This window comes from Streptomyces sp. SAS_281, assembly GCF_052542855.1.
The window spans coordinates 23,358-40,228 of sequence record NZ_JBMNDO010000022.1 but is presented as its reverse complement, the minus strand read 5'-3'; the positions used below and the strand labels follow the sequence as shown (position 1 = coordinate 40,228).

Sequence of the window (16,871 nt, the reverse complement as noted above, 5' to 3'; positions counted from 1 at the left end):
TCCGCCTTGTGTCGCGGGGGCGCGGTCAGCCCGCCGAGCAGCTCGGCAGCCCGGCCGTGTCCCCCGCGCGGAGCTTGTCCAGGGACTTCCTGGCGTCGTCGATGGTCTTGACCCGGATCAGGGTGAGTCCGTCGGGGGTGTCCGCCGCGGCGGCCTCGCAGTTGTCGTCGGGGGTCAGGAAGTAGCGTGCGCCCGCGCCGCGCGCGCCGACCAGCTTCATGGTGATCCCGCCGATCGGGCCGACCTTGCCGGCGTCGTCGATCGTGCCGGTGCCGGCGATGAACTCGCCGCCCGTCAGCTGCCCCGGGGTCAGTTTGTCGAGGATGCCCAGGGAGAACATCAGCCCCGCGCTCGGGCCGCCCACATCGGCGAGCTTGATGTCGATGTCGAAGGGGAAGGTGTGGTCGGTCCCCGCCTTGATGCCGATGATCGCGCGGTCCTCCTCGGGAGCCTTCACCGTCGTGAGGGTCACCTTCTCGGTCCCCTCGGGCTTCTTGCCGGCCTTCTCGGCCGCCGCCGCGGTCTTGGCCGGGATCACCGTGAAGACGACGTCCTGCCCGGGCTTGCGCTTGGTGACCAGCTTCGCGACGTCCTCGGGCTTCTCGACCGCGGTGCCGTCGACGTTCTCGATGATGTCGCCGGCGTGCAGCTTGCCCTGCGCCGGGCTGCCCTTGACGACGCTGGAGACCACGACGTACGAGGTGACCGGGATGTCCAGCTCCTTGAGGGCCGCGACCTTGGCGCTCTCCTGGGACTGGCTGAACTCCTCGGCGTTCTCCTGCGTCGACTGCTCCTCGGTCTTGCCGTCCGGGTAGAGGGTGTCGTGCGGTACGACGACGCTGTCGTGGCCCAGCCATCCGGAGACGGCCTCGACCAGATTCATGCTGTAGTCGGCGCCGGTGACGCGGACCGTCGTCATGTTGAGGTTGCCGGACGTCTTGTACGTCTTGTGACCGGTGATCCGCAGAACGGGATCGCCCTCGACGTCACCGAGCGTGTTCACCGTCGGACCGGGAGACATCTCCGAGTACGGCACTTTGATCAGCACGCCTGCGCAGAGCAGCGCGATCAGGATCAGCGTGGAGGCGAGCATCGTCGCGGTGCGGCGTGGCATGGAACGACAGTACGGGAAGGGTCTCTCCGTGCACCGCCGGGGCCGGTCCGTACGGGGCTCGGGGCGGGTGCGTCGAAAACCCCGGAAGCGACCTCAGACGTTGGAGGCCTGCTCCACCGGTTCGGAACCGGAGTCGGACTTCTCCATGGCTTCACGGAACCGCGCGTATCCGGCGAGTTCGGTGACGTCACCGGTTGTGCGGTTGCGGGCGGCCCAGCTTCCCCATATCGCCGCGCCGAACGCGGCGAAAAGCGGAATCAACAACCAGGCGAGCGCTGCCATGTCGACCTCCCTACCCCCTGATGCGGCCGACTGGCCGATCAGCAGATTAACCATGTGGAAAACCAACGCTCGTGGCAGGGGTGCGGTTACGCAAATCGGGGCGGATGGACGCCGTTCCGGTCTGCGCTCAGCAGGCGCCGACCCACTCCTCCGTACCGTCCGAGAAGCGCTGGTGCTTCCAGATCGGCACCTCGTGCTTGAGGTCGTCGATGAGCTTGCGGGAGGCCGCGAACGCCTCCGCGCGGTGAGGGCAGGAGACCGCCACGACGACCGCGATGTCACCCACCCGCAGTTCACCCACCCGGTGGACGGCGGCCAGCGCCCGGACCGGGAAGTCGGCGACGACCTTCTCCGCCACCCGGCGCAGCTCGTCGGCGGCCGAGGGATGGCACGAGTAGCCGAGTCCGTCGACGTCCTGACCGCCGTCGTGGTCACGCACGGTGCCGACGAAGAAAGTGGTGCCGCCCGCGGCGTCGTCGCCGACCGCCTGGAAGACCTCGTCCACCGACAGCGGCGTGTCACGGATGTCCAGCAGCCGGATCGGGTCCTGCGCCGTCTGCTCGCCGGGGTGGTCGTGCGTGAGTGCCATGACCCCCATCGTGCCGTACCGCACCGACAACACGGAATTGCCGATTCACCCGGCGGGGCGCGCCCCGGCTTGGAGCCTCCTACAGGGTGCTCAGATACGGCGGCGGGCCTTGCGGGCGCGGCGCACCAGGGCCGCGGTGCCGAGGAGGGCGACGGTCGCGCCGGCGGCACCGGCGGCGGTGGCGTCCTTGCGGCCGAGGCGGCGGCCGGCGACGGTGTGGCGTCCCTCCACCTCTTCCAGGAGCGCGGCGAGCACCTCCTCGTTGGTCCAGGCCGGGCGCCAGCCGGCGTCGTGCAGCCGGCTGACGCTGACGACCCAGGGGTGCATGGTGTACGCCAGGTCGCCCGCGGGCGAGGGGGTGAGGCCGATCCGGTGCAGCCGGGCGGCGGCGCCCAGCGCGACGGCGGAGGGGAGCTCCATCCGGCGCACCCCGCTCAGCTCCTCGACCTCCTCCTGTTCCAGCCAGCCGTCGCAGCCGACCGCGAACTCGCCGTCGATCTTCTCCAGGGCGGCGTACTCCAGGGCCGTGACCAGGTCCTCAACGTGGCAGAACTGCCAGGCGGGCCGGGAACCGGCGACCACGAGCAGCCGGGGCGACTCGAAGTAGCGGGTCAGCGCGGTGTCCGTGCCGCCGACGAGCACGGCGGGGCGCACGACGGTGACGTGCAGCCCGGGGTGGGCGCGCGGGGCGCGGCGGCCGAGCCGTTCGATCTCCAGCAGGTCGCCGACCCCGGTGGCCTCGGCGGTGGCCCGCAGCTCGGCGTCCTCGGCGAGCGGGAGGTCGTTGTCGGGCAGCGCCCCGTAGACCATCGCGGAGGTGCACAGGACGACGCGGTGGACGCCGGCGGCCGCGGCGGCGGTCAGCACGGTCTGGGTGCCCCGCACGTTGTAGGCGGTGCGCGCGGCGGGGTCGGTCTCCAGGTCGAGGTCGAGCGCCAGGTGGACGACGACGTCGGCGCCGCGCAGCTTCTCGGCGATCGCGGGGTCGCGGACGTCGAGAAGGTGCCAGGTCGCGTCGGGGACCTCGCCCCGGCGCTCGTCGATGGCGACGACCTGCTTGATCTCCTCGGAGGCGGCGAGGCGCGCGGTGAGCAGCTCACCGACACCCGTCGCGGCTCCGGTGACGGCCACGACCGGGCCGCGGCCTCCGGGCCGGCCGGGGGCGGATTTCTTCTCGGGTGACGGGTCGGCCAGGTTTCGCGCTGCGCGAACCTGCGGATCTGGGGAACTCACCGGGCGTCTCCAGCGGTTGTCTTCAGTACGTACCCGCGTGACACGTACGTACCAGGTGGCGTCCATCCTGCCGCAGGGCCGGACCGGGCGGAGCACTGAGGCCCTGAGCGGACTTGGTGTCTACGCTGGATGGTGATGTCGGGCAGTCGCCGCCGGTTCCCCCGGCGGCCCTACGAGCCGAGGAAACCCGTGAGTGACACCCCATTCGGATTCGGCCTTCCGCCGGAGGAGCCGGACGACGGCGACCAGGGCAAGAAGAACGACCCCACCGGAGGTGGGCAGGGTTCGGGCGGTCCGGCGAACCCGTTCGGCTTCGGCCCCGGCGCGGGCGGTGACAACCCCTTCGCCGCCATGTTCGGCTCGATGAACCCGAACGACCTGGGCGCGGCCTTCCAGCAGCTCGGCCAGATGCTGAGCTACGAGGGCGGGCCCGTCAACTGGGACATGGCCAAGCAGATCGCCCGGCAGACGGTGTCGCAGGGCACGCCGGACGGCTCCAAGGACGCCAGCGTGGGCCCCGCCGAGCGCTCGGCGGTCGACGAGGCGCTGCGCCTGGCCGACCTCTGGCTGGACGGCGTGACGTCGATGCCGTCCGGTGCCATCTCCAGTGTGGCGTGGAGCCGCGCGGAGTGGGTCGAGGCGACGCTCCCGGCCTGGCAGCAGCTGGTGGACCCGGTCGCCGAGCGGGTGGGCCTCGCCATGGGTGACGTGCTGCCCGAGGAGATGCAGGCGATGGCGGGCCCGCTGATCGGCATGATGCGGTCGATGGGCGGGGCCATGTTCGGCCAGCAGATCGGGCAGGCCGTCGGCGTGCTGGCGGGCGAGGTGGTCGGCTCGACCGACATCGGGCTGCCGCTGGGCCCGGCGGGCCGGGCCGCGCTCCTTCCGCTGAACGTGGAGCGGTTCGGCAAGGACCTGTCGGTCCCGCAGGACGAGGTGCGGCTGTACCTGGCGCTGCGCGAGGCCGCCCACCAGCGGCTCTTCGCCCATGTCCCGTGGCTCCGCTCGCACCTGTTCGGCGCCGTCGAGGGTTACGCGCGCGGCATCAAGGTCGACACCAGCAAGCTGGAGGACGTGGTCGGCCAGTTCGACCCCTCGCAGCCCGAGCAGCTCCAGGAGGCCCTTCAGCAGGGCATGTTCCAGCCGGAGGAGACGCCGGAGCAGAAGGCGGCCCTGGCCCGCCTGGAGACGGCCCTCGCGCTGGTCGAGGGCTGGGTGGACGCCGTGGTGCACGCTGCCGCGAAGTCCCGGCTGACCTCGGCCGACGCCCTGCGCGAGACGATGCGCCGGCGCCGTGCGTCCGGTGGCCCCGCCGAGCAGACGTTCGCCACGCTCATCGGCCTCCAGTTGCGTCCGCGCCGGCTGCGGGACGCCTCGCGGCTGTGGGCCTCGCTGACCGACGCCCGCGGTCTTGAGGGGCGCGACGCGCTGTGGGAGCACCCCGACATGCTCCCGACCGCTCACGACCTGGACGACCCGGACGGCTTCGTCCACCACGAGCAGATGGACTTCTCGGAGCTGGACAAGATGCTCGGCGAGGCGGCGAACGGCCCGGAGAAGCCCGCGCCGGGTGCGGACGCCCCGGACGACGCCACGGACAAGGGCGACACCGACGGCAAGGACGACACCGACAAGTGAGCCTGCACGACGACGCCGTCCTCGTACTCAAGGGTTACGGGGCGGGGGCCGGAGCCGCCCAGGAGGAGCTGCGCGACGCGTATCTGGAGCACCTGGCGCGCCATCCGGACGGCATGTGGAAGTCCTGCGGGGCCGGGCACCTGACGGCCAGCGCCCTGGTCGTGGACCCGGAGCGCGGCCGGGTGCTGCTCACGCTGCACCGGAAGCTGCGGATGTGGCTGCAGATGGGCGGCCACTGCGAGCCCGGTGACGCCACGCTCGCGGCGGCCGCGTTGCGGGAGGCGACGGAGGAGTCGGGGATCGGCGGGCTGACGCTGCTGCCGGGCGGGCCGGTGGTCCTGGACCGGCATCCGATCCCCGCGCCGTGCCACTGGCACCTGGACGTGCAGTACGCGGCGGTGGCGCCGGCGGGCGCGACGGAGAGCATCAGCGCCGAGTCCCTGGACCTGCGCTGGTTCGCGTACGAGGAGGTGGCCGAGGTCGCCGACGCCTCGGTGGTCCGGCTGGTGGAGCGTACGCGCGCGGCGCTGGAGGGCGGCCGGTAGCCGCCCGTACGACGTGACAACGGTAAGGGGCGGCCTCCGGGAGACCGCCCCTTACCGTTGTGGTGCGTGGCTCAGTTCCAGGCGTTGTTCTGGTTCTGGGCGTGCGCGCCGTGCTGGCCCATGCCGTACTGGGCGGCGAGGCCCTGTCCGATCTGGGCGTTCTGCGGCGGCATCAGCTCGCTCGGCTGGACCAGGGCGAAGCCCTGCCCGAGGAAGCTGAGCTCCCAGCCCTCACCGGTGTTCCCGCGCCGGCGGAAGACACCCGAGGAGTGCGTCTGGGCCTGCATCTGCACCCGCAGCGAGGTCGACCAGGCGACGATCGCGTCGGCGTCGGCGCTGACGTACTTGTCGGGCGTGACCTGCATCATCAGCGGCTGGCCCGAGGTCATCAGGGCGACCTTGCCGGTGCCCGAGATGTTGAGCTGGTACTTGCCGGTGCCCGAGATGCCGTACTGGCTGTCCACCGCGATGACCTCGGTGTGCAGCGAGGAGTCGAGCGCCAGGACGTAGGAGCTGTCCACGGTCAGTCCGTCGTGGTCGACGTCCACGACGTGGATGTACTGCGCCAGGTTGGCGAGGTAGACGGTGCCCTGCCCGGAGCAGCGCATCAGGTCCAGGCCCTCACCGGTGTGGGCGCGGGAGCGGCGCTGGGCGTTCGACTGGTACTCGCCGTCGAACTCCATCAGCCCCTGGTAGGCGACCATGGCGCCCTTGCGGGCGAGGACGTCGTCGTGGCCGGTCAGCGCGACCCGCAGAAGCTGCGGGTTCTGGATGGTGTAGCGGTCCTGGGACTGCTGTTCCGTGAGGCCGAAAAGCGAACTCTGCATGGTGTGTTCTCCCTCCCCGTCAGTGCCGGACGCGCAGCCGGTCGGTGCTGTCCTCGCTCGGCTGGACGACGACGATCCCCTGGCCGGAGAAGGCCATCTGGAACGCCTCGCCGCTGCCCCGCCCGATGAGCGAGGAGGCCTTGAAGCTGCGCTTGCCCTTCACCTTGAGGTTCGGCGACCAGGCGACCAGCGCGTCCGGGTCGACGTACGTCTCGTCCTCGCCGCGTCCGCAGTCGACCACGAGCGGCGTGCCGCGCGAGGTGATCGCGACCCAGCCGGTCCCCGAGATGCAGACGTTCCACAGGCCCTGGCCCGCGAACTTGGCGAGGCCCTTGACCCGCTCGACGCCCCAGGTGAGGTGGCCGTCGAAGGCGAGGACGTTGGTGCCGTTGACCGAGATCGAGTCGTTGTTGAGGTTGATGACGACGACGTCGGCACCGTAGTCGGCGAGGTAGAGCAGCCCGTCGCCGGTGCACTTCATGAGGGGCGCGCCCTCGCCGGTGATCCACTGCGAGGCGATCTGGCGGACGGCGGGCGGGTTGGGCTCGTACTGGATGAAGCCCTCGTACGCGACCATCGATCCGGTGCGCGCGTAGAGGTCCTGGCCGGTCGCCATGGCGACCTTCAGCATGGAATGGCCGTGGTTCTCCATCCGTGCCGTGACGGGGGTCGGGGCGTAGCCCGCGAGTTGCTGATTCATGACGGGCTCCCTCAGACCTCGTAGGGCTGGACGACGATGAAGTTGCCGGGCGCGCCCCGGAACTGGAGGTTCACGGTCTCGCCGCTGTGTCCGGGGTAGGCGTTGCGGCGCAGCCGGACCTGGCTGGAGATGATCACCTGGGACGCGGACGACCACGCCACCACGGCGTTGCAGTCGGCGAAGGTGGTCGGGGTGACCGGCAGGACCACGGGGACGCCGTGCGTCTTGACGACGAGGGTGCCGGTGCCCTGGAACTGCATGGTGAACAGGGCGCCGCCGGGGATGCCGTGGCCCTCGATGCGGCGGACCTCGTACTGGAGCGACTCGTCGAAGGCGAGCACGTTCTCGGCGGAGACGCAGACTCCGTCGCCCTGGAGCTCGATGGAGTGCAGATGGGCGCCCTCCTCGGCGAGGAAGACCTGGCCCCGGCCGGTGCAGCGCATGAGCTGCATCTCCTGGCCGGTGGCGTTGCCCACCATGCGGCCGGCGAAACCCGCGCCCTTGTAGCCGAAGTCGACCTTGCCCTGGTACATGACCATGCTGCCCTGCCGGGCGAGGACTCCCGTGCCGCCCATGGTCAGGTCGACCCGCATGAGCTGCTGGTTCTGCGGGGTCCAGCGCTGTCCGGTCGCGGTTTCCTTGTACGGCTGGAGCGCGGCCTGAAGACCGGCGCCGGCCGCCTGCGGAGCGCCTCCGGGCATGCCCTGTGCGCCCGGCGGCATGCCGGGAGGCTGCTGGCCGTACGGGGACGGCGCCTGCTGTCCGTAGGGCGCGGGCGCCTGGCCGGGGACCTGCCCGAACTGCTGCTGCGGCGGGTGGGGCTGCTGCCCGAAGTGCTGCTGCGGCGGCTGGCCGGGCTGGCCGTACGGGGCCGGCGCGGGCGGCGGGGGCATGGTGCCGCCAGGCGGGGCGGCGAGCGGGGCGGCGATCGTCGGCGCGGCGTGCATCTGCTGCTGCGCGGCGGGAGCGGGGGCGGGGGCCGGCGGGGTTCCGAAGGCGGGCGCGGGCTGGGGGACCTGGGGCGCCTGGGGTGCCGGAGGGGCTGCCGGGGCACCGAAGGACGGGGCCGGGTCCGCCTGGGCGGGCGGGGCGAACGACGGGGCCGCGCCCTGCGGCGGCGCGGCGGCGGCCGGCTCCTCCTCGGCGACCTCGCCGCCGAAGTTCTTCAGCAGCGCGTCGAGGCCACCGTCGAAGCCCTGGCCGACCGCGGCGAAGCGCCAGACGTCCTTGAGGTAGAAGTCGCCCAGCATGACGGCGCGCTCGGTGCTGAACTCCGAACCGTTGAACGCGTACCTGACGACTTCCTCGCCGCCCGCGACGATCCGGATGTATCCGGGGCCGACCTGCGACATCTGCCCGGCACCGTCCACGGTCGCGGTGAACGACAGCTTGTGGATGTTCGCCGGAATGCGGTCCAGGGTGACGCGGAACGACTCGGTGTCACCGGCCTGGGCCCCGAGGAGCTGAATGGACTCCTCGGGGGATTTCGGCTGATTGAAGAAGATGAAATACCGGTCGTCGGAGAGCTGTTCATTGGCATCGAGCCCGAAGCAGCTGATGTCAAAGCTCAGCCCCGGGCCGGCGATCTGCACCCCTACGTACAGGTCCGTCCCCGGTGTGAGATCGCTGATCTTGGCCTTGTGGCCGCGTTGGAATTCCCTGGCCATGCGTAACGACCGTCCCCCATCCGGAAGGTGAATGCGTCGCGTCAGGCTATCCGCAAACTCCGGCATTGGGCGAAGCCGGTACAGACCCGGTACAGAAACACCCGACACCGCTCACCCGGCGCCACCACCTGTCACTCGCCGCGCGCGGCCGGCAGGTGCGGCAGCCGGTCGGCGGCCACCACACCCTCCAGATAGCCGCGGGCCCGCTCGGTGCGGGGGTAGGCGTCCAGCAGCCGCCAGAACCGCGGGCCGTGCCCGGGCACCAGGAGGTGGGCCAGTTCGTGGACGAGCACATAGTCCACGACGTACTCCGGCATGCCCTGGAGCCGGTGCGACAGCCGGATGCTGCCCTCGGACGGGGTGCACGAGCCCCAGCGGGTGTTCTGGTTGGTCACCCACCGGACGGAGGCGGGCCTGGCCCGGCCCGCGAAGTACTGGGCCGACAGGCGCTCCGCCCGTTCGGCGAGCTCGGTGTCACCGAGGACGCGCCTGCTCTCCTGGGCGGCGAGCCGGTCGAGCATCACGTCCACCCAGCGCCGCTCCTCGGCCTCGGACATGCGGGCGGGGATGAGCACGATCGTGCGGTCGCCCTCGCGGTAGGCGGAAACCGTTCTGCTGCGGCGGGCGCTTCTGCGGACCTCGACCGCGCTCGTCGCGGAGGCACGGCGGGCAGGGTCCGCACCGCGCCGGCGGGGTCCGGCGCCGGGCACGGCGGGCTCCCCGGCGGGGCCGGGCGACGGGTCGGCGGGCACGGCTCGACGTTACCCGCTGTGTGCGGGGGAAGTCCCGCCTCCGGGACGGTTCTCCATGATCGGCTCCACGCCTTGCACCATTTGAACGACTAATACCCGCCCCTGTGGATAACTTTTCGCACGTCTAGGCGGCCCGCTGCATTCTGGCAAAGGAACACGCACAGCAGAGTCACGCACAGCGGAGTCACAGACACACAGACCGGGGGAAGCCGTGCATCCGATGTTGAAGCCCGCCCTGCGCCGCGCTTGGCGGGGCAGGGACACCGTGCAATTCGGAGTGACACCCGCACACGCGGTGAAGGTCGGCCCGATGGATATCGCGACGGGCTGTTTCATGGAACTGCTCGACGGCACCAGAGGCATGCCGCTGCTCCGTGAACAGGCCAGGGCGATGGACTTGAGCGAGCGTCATGTGGACACGCTGGTGACCCGGCTGGTGGACGCCGGACTCGTGGACGATGTGCGGGCGGGCGGTCCGGCGGCGGAAGCGCTGCGGACCAGGTCCGACGTCCTGGAGCGTCACCGGCCCGACCTGGCCTCGCTCTCCGTCGTGCATCCCGAACCCGGCGGCGGGATGCGCCGACTCGCGGCCCGCCGCTCGATGCGCGTGCAGGTCCGGGGCGCGGGCAGGGTCGGCGCGGCCGTCGCGGCTGTGCTCTCCGGAGCGGGGGTCGGCCGGGTGGAGGTCCTGGACGGCGGGTGTACGGAGCCGGGTGACGTGTCCCCGGGCGGGCTGCCCGCCTCCTCCGTCGGGGAGCGCAGGGACATGGCGGCCCGGCAGCTGGTCCGGCGCTCCGCCCCCGCCGCGGGGCCCCGGTCCTCCGGGGCGGCGGGCTGCGGTCCCGCCGGGCACGAGCCGGGGCTGTCGCTGATCGTGGTCGCGCCGCGCGACGGACTGTCGGCGTACGTCCCCGATCCGGGCACCGCCGAGCCGTGGATCTCCTCGGGCACACCGCATCTGTACGCGGGGGTGATGGAGGCGACCGGGTTCGTCGGACCCCTGGTCCTGCCCGGCGGCACGGCCTGCGCCGGCTGCCTCCAGTCGCACCGGCGGGACCGGGACCCGCAATGGCCGCGCATGCTGGCGCAGTGGCAGTCCGGGCGGCGCGGTGCCGCGCAGGCGTGCGACCTGGCCCTGGCGACGGCGGTGGCGGGGCTCGCGGCGGCGCATGCGCTGGCCTTTCTCGACGGCGAGTTGCCCATGAGTACCGGTGCGCGGCGGGAGGCGGCGCTGCCGCTGTTGGACTGGAGGTCGGAACGGATCGGGGCGCACCTCGACTGTTCCTGTGGCGCCGCCGGTCACACTGAGGGGGTCCGCGCCTCCGGAGCCGGCACGGCGCACGACACAATGGCCGGGTAACCGCCGCCCGCAGCGCGGCAGTCTGGGAATTGGAGGGGCATATGTCTGATCTTCCCCGGAAGGCGGTCACCCGTACCGCCAAGCTGGCCGCGCTGCCGTTGGGTTTCGCCGGCCGAGCCACCTGGGGGCTGGGCAAGCGCATCGGCGGAAAGTCGGCTGAGCTGGTGGCCCGTGAGGTGCAGCAGCGCACCGCCGACCAGCTCTTCAAGGTCCTCGGGGAGCTGAAGGGCGGGGCGATGAAACTCGGCCAGGCCCTGTCCGTCTTCGAGTCCGCGCTGCCCGAGGAGGTCGCGGGGCCCTACCGCGCGGCGCTCACCAAACTCCAGGAGGCCGCCCCGCCCATGCCGAGCGGCACGGTGCACGCGGTCCTGGCGGAGCGGCTCGGCGAGGACTGGCGGGAGCTGTTCCTGACCTTCGACGACAAGCCGTCGGCCGCGGCGTCGATCGGCCAGGTGCACCGGGCGGTGTGGCACGACGGCCGGGACGTGGCCGTGAAGGTGCAGTACCCGGGCGCGGGCGAGGCGCTGCTCTCGGATCTGACGCAGCTCAGCCGGTTCGCACGGCTGCTGGGCCCACTGGTGCCGGGCATGGACATCAAGCCGCTGATCACGGAGATGCGTGACCGGGTTTCGGAAGAGCTGGACTACGAGCAGGAGGCGCGGTCCCAGCGGGCGCACGCAGAGGAGTTCGCGGAGGATCCCGACGTCGTGGTCCCCGAGGTGGTCCACCAGTCGGCGCAGGTGCTGGTCACCGAGTGGATGGACGGTGTCCCGCTGGCCGATGTGATCGCCGACGGCACGGCCGGACAGCGCGACCGGGCCGGCCAGCTGCTCGCGAGGTTCCTCTTCTCGGGCCCCGCACGCACCGGGCTGCTCCACGCCGACCCACACCCCGGCAACTTCCGGCTGCTGCCCCCGGAACCGGGGGCCGGCGCGTCAGGCGAGGAGAGCGACGAGGGTGCGGACGCGGCCCGATGGCGGCTGGGGGTGCTGGACTTCGGGACGGTGGACCGGCTGCCGGGCGGCTTGCCGCAGACCATCGGGGACGCGTTGCGGCTGACGCTCGGGGGCGACGCGGACGCGGTCTACGAGATGCTGCGGGCGGAGGGGTTCGTCAAGGACTCGATCGACCTGGAGCCTGACGCGGTGCTGGACTACCTGCTGCCGATCATCGAGCCGGCCGAGGTGGAGGAGTTCACGTTCAGCCGGAGCTGGATGCGTCATCAGGCGGCCCGCATAGCGGACCCGCGCTCCCCGGCCCACCAGTTGGGCAAGCAGTTGAACCTGCCGCCGTCCTACTTGCTGATACACCGGGTGACGCTGAGCACGATCGGCGTGCTGTGCCAGCTCGGCGCCACGGTCCGGCTCCGCGACGAACTCGAGTCCTGGCTGCCGGGGTTCCTGGCGCCTGAGGACGCGGAGGACCAGGTCGACGCGGAGGGCCAGGTCGACGCGGCGGACCAGGAGGACGCCGAGGGCCAAGCCGACGCGGCGGACGACCTGGAGGACGCCGAGGGCCAGGTCGACGCGGCGGACGACCGGGAGGACCAGGAAGGCCAGGAGGACGTGGAGGTCCTGGACTCTGAGGGCCAGGGCCAGGGCACGGGCGGCCAGGGCCCGGAGCATGTGCCGCCGGCGCCGAGGTCCGCCGAGACGGTGGACGCCGGCTAGCCGGGACGGGGCGGTCAGGGCCGGGCGAACCGGACCCCGCCCGCCCAGGCCGGGCGAACCGGACCTCGCCCGGGCCGAACCGGGCCGGGCGCCCGGGGCGGACCGGGCCCCGCCCCGCATCGCGCCGACGGCCTCCGAAACGCCCCCGGGGCCGGTCCGTCGGTCGGACGGATCGGCCCCGGGGTGGGGTGCTGCTGCGCGGGTGGCGCTGGGAGGCGCGGTCCGCCGGGCGCAGAGAGCGGCTGCGTCCGGGCGGGACCTCCGTGGCCGGCCGGGGTGGCTCAGTGCATGACGGCCATGGCCAGCGCGCGGCGGGCGCGCATCGAGGCGCGCTCCGCACGGCGCTGCATCCGCCGGGCGGAGATCAGGCGCACGGCCTGACGCTCCACGTCGGCTTCGCGCAGGCGGTCGTGCATATGCGCACGAGCCAGGGCTTCTGGGATGAGTTGCATCTCGCGGGTCCTGTTCTGACGCGAGTCGTTCGCGCCGATGATGGTGACGTCTGGGGTCGCGGAGCCGGCGGGCTCGGCAGTGGGGGTGGGGATGGTCATTGGAGCCTGGTTTCGGGGGTCGTGGGTCAGGGGACGGTCGATGGTTCCGATGCGCTTCATGGGCTTGGGGGCCGGGAACCCCACGGTGGTCACGCTGCGACCGGGTTCTTGCGCGGGCGGCCACGCGGCCGCTTCCGGGCGACGACGACGCCCTGGATGAAGAGCTCGCCACCCCAGACACCCCACGGCTCGCGGCGCTCCTTGGCGCCGGCGAGGCACGCCTCGACCAGCGGACAGGTGCGGCAGAGGGACTTGGCGTACTCGACGTCGGCCGGCGACTCCGCGAAGAAGACCTCCGGGTCGTAGGCGCGGCAGGGGACGGGTACACCGAGGTTCTCGATGGCGTCGTCGAGCGCGGTGAGCGCGGTGAGGGGGGTCAAGGTGGAGTCCTCCGTGAGGCCGGGCGGGGAGATCGTGTCGGAAGGCGGTACGGACGGGGCGTGCGCTTCGAGTTGCACGGTGGTGGTGTCCTCGTCTGGTCGTTTCCGGCCTGTTGGCCGGGGGGCGGCTGGTACCAGGTCCTGCTTGTTCCGAGGCCCCTTCTCGTTGTCCCGCCCGTTGAGGCAAAACAAAAGGGCCGCGGATCCCGAGTGGGGTTCCGCGGCCCTGAAGGCGCCGGCCTGATGCTGGATCAGGCTGGATCACTCCAGGGTTCAGGCCCACGGAAGGCCCACATCGTCTGGTGGTGCTTCGTCTGCTCGGTGACGCCGGCTTCCGCTCCCGCACCGACGGCCGCAAAGGCATAGGCCGGGGCCTGTCCCTTCGCTACTGCTGCTGCCGGTGCCTGGGTCGGTCGCTCATTGCGCTCCCGCACGGGAAGGCCGGCCAGGGACATCGGAATGACGGCGGAGACGCCGGACACACCGGTGGCGCGCAGGGAGGACTTCGGGGCACGGGCGAGAAGGCCGAGCGAGCAGGCGGAGACGACCGAGAGATCGGTCATTTTGTTGGTCTCGATGATGCTGATCACTTCAATCGCCTCCTCTCGGCGTCTCGGGGGACCGGCGGGCCGGTCCTGCGTATTCGGATAAGTACAGCACGGATCCAGGGCTTCAGAGAAGCCGCTGTTTCCGTGGTTAAGAACCTATGGTGATGACTGGGGCGGGCGCAAACTATTTTTCCGACGAGTTTTTCTCACATCTCCCCGGCGGCCTCCGCATCACCCTCGCGCCCGTCTCCACCTGCGCAGATGTCCAGAACAGCGGCTCCGAAGCGGCCCAGCTTCCGCGCGCCGACCCCGGGGATACCGGCCAGTTCGCCCTCGCCGCCGGGCACCGCCTCCGCGATGGCCATCAGCGTCCGGTCGGTGAACACGCAGTAGGCGGGCTGGCCGATCTCCCGCGCCCGGGACGCCCGCCAGTCGTGCAGCCGCTCGTACAGCGCCTCGTCCATGTCGGACGGGCAGTCGTCGCAGCGCATCAGCTTCATCTCGCCGGCGTCCGTCAGGGTCTTGCCGCAGACCCGGCACCGGGCCGGCGTCCGGGGCTTCCGCCTGACAGCCGCCGCCCGCGCCCCGCCGTCGGGGCCGGCCGCGCCGCCCCCGCCGTTCCGGCCGCCGTCACCGGCCCAGATGCCGCCCGGGCCGGCCGCGGACGCGCTCCGGCCGCCGGGGCCCGTGGAACCGGGGCGGAGGCCGTTCAGGAAGCGGGTCGGCCGGCGGCCGGGCCGGCCACCGGGCGACCGGGACAGCGACCAGGACAGGGCGAGATGGAAGCGGGCCCGGGTGACGCCGACGTACAGCAGCCGGCGCTCCTCCTCGATCTGTTCCGCCGTCTTGGCGTAGGTGATCGGCATCATGCCCTCGGTCAGCCCGACCAGGAACACCGCGTCCCACTCCAGGCCCTTCGCCGAGTGCAGCGAGGCCAGCGTGACGCCCTGGACCGTGGGCGCGTGCTGGGCGGCGGCCCGCTCGTCCAGCTCGGCGACCAGGTCGGAGAGCGTCGCCCCCGGATGGGCCCGCTCGAAGTCCTCGGCGAGCCTGACGAGGGCGGCCAGGGACTCCCAGCGGTCGCGCGCCGCCCCGGACCCGGCGGGCGGCTCGCTGCGCCAGCCCTTGGTGGAGAGCACCGCGCGCACCTCGGCGGGCAGGTCGTCCGCGTCGTCCAGGAGGGAATCGTTGCCCCCCGCACGGGCCGCGCCGCGCAGGGCCACACCGGCCTCGCGGACCTCCGCGCGTTCGAAGAACCGCTCGGCGCCCCGGAGCTGGTAGGGCACGCCCGCGTCCGCGAGGGCCTGCTCGTAGACCTCGGACTGCGCGTTGACCCGGTAGAGCACCGCGATCTCACCGGCCGGGACGCCCGCCGCGATCAGGTCGCGGATGCGGCGGGCGGTGCCCTCGGCCTCGGCGGGCTCGTCCGCGTACTCCACGTAGGCGGGCTCGGGGCCGCGCTCCCGCTGCGAGACCAGGTCGAGGCGGTGCTCGGCGGCCCGTCCGGTGGCCTGGGCGAGCAGCCCGTTGGCCAGGTGGACCACCTGCGGGGTGGAGCGGTAGTCGCGGACCAGCTTGACGACGGTCGCGCCGGGGTGGCGGGTGCGGAAGTTGAGCAGGTGGTCCGGGGTGGCCCCGGTGAACGAGTAGATCGTCTGGCCGGCGTCGCCCACGACGCAGAGGCTGTCCCGGTCGCCGAGCCACAGGTCGAGCAGGCGCTGCTGGAGCGGGCTCACGTCCTGGTACTCGTCCACGACGAAGTGCTGGTACTGGCGGCGGACGTGGGCGGCGATGTCGTGCCGGTCCTGGAGGATGCCGACGGTGAGGAGCAGCACGTCCTCGAAGTCGATCACCGTGCGCTCGCGCTTCAGCTCCTCGTAGGTCTCGTAGACCTTGGCGATCTCCGCGGGGTCGCGCGGGGCGTCGCGCTGGGACTTGGCGACCACCGCCGGATAGTCGGCGGGGACGGTCTGGGTGACCTTGGCCCACTCGATCTCGCTCGTGACGTCGCGCAACTCGTTCCGGTCGAGCCGCAGGCCGCTGCGGGCCGCCGCCTCGGCCACCAGCTGGACCTTGCGCTCAAGGAGCCGGGGCAGCTCTCCACCGACTGCTTTCGGCCAGAAGTACTGGAGCTGGCGCAGGGCCGCGGAGTGGAAGGTCCGTGCCTGCACCCCGCCCGCGCCCAGCTGGCGCAGCCGGCCGCGCATCTCGCCGGCCGCCCGGTTGGTGAACGTGACGGCCAGGACGCTCGCCGGCTGGAGTATCCCCGCGCGCACCCCGTAGGCGATGCGGTGCGTGATGGCCCGCGTCTTGCCCGTGCCGGCTCCGGCCAGCACGCACACCGGGCCCCGCAGGGCCGTGGCCACCTCGCGCTGCTCGGGGTCGAGCCCGTCGAGGACGGCGTCCGCGGTGTCCGGGACCCGGGGGAAGAGGGTGGAGTGCGTTGCTGATGTCACCCCGCCATGCTGCCAGGTCGGCCGGGGCGGGTGCGGTGGTTGTCCACAGGGGTGAGGTATCCGTCGTACTAATGCGGGAACGGCCCCGGGGCGGTCCCGCGCGCCGTCCTCGCCAGGGCCCCGGGGGCGGGAATGGCGGCCGGGTCGCATACGTTCACCTGGCGTGCGGCAACGCACGCCCCGGTCCCGTGTGACGTACCAGACGCGTGGGTGGCCGTCCGGGCGTGACGGGATTTGCCGGGACCGAAGAGACAGAGGAGCGCGAAGACATGCCGGGCACTGTGACGATGTACAGCACCACCTGGTGCGGCTACTGCCGTCGGCTGAAGGGGCAGATGGACCGCGAGGGCATCGCCTACACCGAGATCAACATCGAGCAGGACCCGGAGTCGGCCGCCTTCGTCGAGAAGGCGAATGGCGGAAACCAGACGGTCCCGACCGTGCTGGTGGTTCCCGAGAACGGCGGCACGGACGTCGTGATGACGAACCCGAGCCTGGCTCAGGTGAAGCAGGCCCTCGGGGCCTGACCCACCCGGGCACACCGCCCCCTCCGGTCGAC

At 72.1% G+C, this 16,871-nt stretch carries 17 protein-coding genes; 5 read left to right on the top strand and 12 right to left on the bottom strand.

Annotation, left to right across the window (positions count from 1 at the left end; all coding sequences use genetic code 11):
• Positions 1 to 25: 25 nt before the first annotated feature.
• The 4 genes from ACN6LM_RS11090 to ACN6LM_RS11075 all read right to left on the bottom strand — a co-directional run bounded on the left by ACN6LM_RS11090 (position 26) and on the right by ACN6LM_RS11075 (position 3,218).
• The gene (locus ACN6LM_RS11090; protein ID WP_445065158.1) at positions 26 to 1,114 is read right to left on the bottom strand and encodes a YlbL family protein; all 1,089 of its coding nucleotides are present in this window, start codon (positions 1,112 to 1,114) and stop codon (positions 26 to 28) included.
• A gap of 93 nt (positions 1,115 to 1,207) precedes the next feature.
• Positions 1,208 to 1,396, bottom strand: a complete 189-nt coding sequence (locus ACN6LM_RS11085) for a hypothetical protein (protein ID WP_445065157.1) — start codon at positions 1,394 to 1,396, stop codon at positions 1,208 to 1,210.
• 127 nt (positions 1,397 to 1,523) lie between these two features.
• Entirely contained in the window at positions 1,524 to 1,985 is a 462-nt protein-coding gene (locus tag ACN6LM_RS11080; RefSeq protein ID WP_445065156.1) for a molybdenum cofactor biosynthesis protein MoaE, read from the bottom strand.
• A gap of 90 nt (positions 1,986 to 2,075) precedes the next feature.
• Entirely contained in the window at positions 2,076 to 3,218 is a 1,143-nt protein-coding gene (locus tag ACN6LM_RS11075; protein ID WP_445065155.1) for an SDR family oxidoreductase, read from the bottom strand.
• Between the two features lie 189 nt (positions 3,219 to 3,407).
• Between ACN6LM_RS11075 and ACN6LM_RS11070 the strand changes: the two genes are divergently transcribed.
• A complete protein-coding gene (locus ACN6LM_RS11070; protein WP_445065154.1) occupies positions 3,408 to 4,856 on the top strand; it encodes a zinc-dependent metalloprotease in 1,449 nt (482 codons plus the stop codon).
• Positions 4,853 to 5,401: an NUDIX hydrolase gene (locus ACN6LM_RS11065; protein WP_445065153.1), complete on the top strand. Its 549-nt coding sequence runs from the start codon at positions 4,853 to 4,855 to the stop codon at positions 5,399 to 5,401. Before ACN6LM_RS11070 ends, ACN6LM_RS11065 begins: the two co-directional genes overlap by 4 nt.
• Positions 5,402 to 5,472: 71 nt before the next feature.
• Here ACN6LM_RS11065 and ACN6LM_RS11060 read toward each other — a convergent pair whose 3' ends face one another.
• The 4 genes from ACN6LM_RS11060 to ACN6LM_RS11045 all read right to left on the bottom strand — a co-directional run bounded on the left by ACN6LM_RS11060 (position 5,473) and on the right by ACN6LM_RS11045 (position 9,305).
• Complete coding sequence (locus tag ACN6LM_RS11060; protein ID WP_445065152.1) at positions 5,473 to 6,228, bottom strand: AIM24 family protein; 756 nt, start codon at positions 6,226 to 6,228, stop codon at positions 5,473 to 5,475.
• A gap of 19 nt (positions 6,229 to 6,247) precedes the next feature.
• A complete protein-coding gene (locus ACN6LM_RS11055; protein WP_018105538.1) occupies positions 6,248 to 6,928 on the bottom strand; it encodes an AIM24 family protein in 681 nt (226 codons plus the stop codon).
• 11 nt (positions 6,929 to 6,939) lie between these two features.
• Positions 6,940 to 8,595: a TerD family protein gene (locus tag ACN6LM_RS11050; protein WP_445065151.1), complete on the bottom strand. Its 1,656-nt coding sequence runs from the start codon at positions 8,593 to 8,595 to the stop codon at positions 6,940 to 6,942.
• Positions 8,596 to 8,726: 131 nt separating this feature from the next.
• A complete protein-coding gene (locus tag ACN6LM_RS11045) occupies positions 8,727 to 9,305 on the bottom strand; it encodes a M48 metallopeptidase family protein (protein ID WP_445065185.1) in 579 nt (192 codons plus the stop codon).
• A 253-nt stretch (positions 9,306 to 9,558) separates the two neighbouring features.
• On the opposite strand from ACN6LM_RS11045, the gene ACN6LM_RS11040 reads away from it, so the two are divergent.
• Positions 9,559 to 10,707: a ThiF family adenylyltransferase gene (locus ACN6LM_RS11040; RefSeq protein WP_445065150.1), complete on the top strand. Its 1,149-nt coding sequence runs from the start codon at positions 9,559 to 9,561 to the stop codon at positions 10,705 to 10,707.
• A 41-nt stretch (positions 10,708 to 10,748) separates the two neighbouring features.
• On the top strand, positions 10,749 to 12,377 hold the full coding sequence (locus tag ACN6LM_RS11035) for an ABC1 kinase family protein (protein ID WP_445065149.1): 1,629 nt from the start codon (positions 10,749 to 10,751) through the stop codon (positions 12,375 to 12,377).
• 281 nt (positions 12,378 to 12,658) lie between these two features.
• On the opposite strand, the gene ACN6LM_RS11030 is transcribed toward ACN6LM_RS11035, so the two are convergent.
• The 4 genes from ACN6LM_RS11030 to ACN6LM_RS11015 all read right to left on the bottom strand — a co-directional run bounded on the left by ACN6LM_RS11030 (position 12,659) and on the right by ACN6LM_RS11015 (position 16,312).
• Positions 12,659 to 12,988 carry a hypothetical protein gene (locus ACN6LM_RS11030; protein ID WP_164402168.1) on the bottom strand — a complete coding sequence of 110 codons (330 nt, stop codon included), beginning with the start codon at positions 12,986 to 12,988 and terminating at the stop codon, positions 12,659 to 12,661.
• 29 nt (positions 12,989 to 13,017) lie between these two features.
• Positions 13,018 to 13,386 carry a WhiB family transcriptional regulator gene (locus ACN6LM_RS11025; protein WP_018105532.1) on the bottom strand — a complete coding sequence of 123 codons (369 nt, stop codon included), beginning with the start codon at positions 13,384 to 13,386 and terminating at the stop codon, positions 13,018 to 13,020.
• 173 nt (positions 13,387 to 13,559) lie between these two features.
• Positions 13,560 to 13,898, bottom strand: coding sequence for a hypothetical protein (locus tag ACN6LM_RS11020; protein ID WP_445065148.1), 339 nt, complete (start codon positions 13,896 to 13,898; stop codon positions 13,560 to 13,562).
• A 164-nt stretch (positions 13,899 to 14,062) separates the two neighbouring features.
• The gene (locus tag ACN6LM_RS11015; protein ID WP_445065147.1) at positions 14,063 to 16,312 is read right to left on the bottom strand and encodes an ATP-dependent DNA helicase UvrD2; all 2,250 of its coding nucleotides are present in this window, start codon (positions 16,310 to 16,312) and stop codon (positions 14,063 to 14,065) included.
• 269 nt (positions 16,313 to 16,581) lie between these two features.
• On the opposite strand from ACN6LM_RS11015, the gene ACN6LM_RS11010 reads away from it, so the two are divergent.
• Positions 16,582 to 16,839, top strand: coding sequence for a glutaredoxin family protein (locus tag ACN6LM_RS11010; protein ID WP_164398441.1), 258 nt, complete (start codon positions 16,582 to 16,584; stop codon positions 16,837 to 16,839).
• Positions 16,840 to 16,871: the final 32 nt, after the last annotated feature.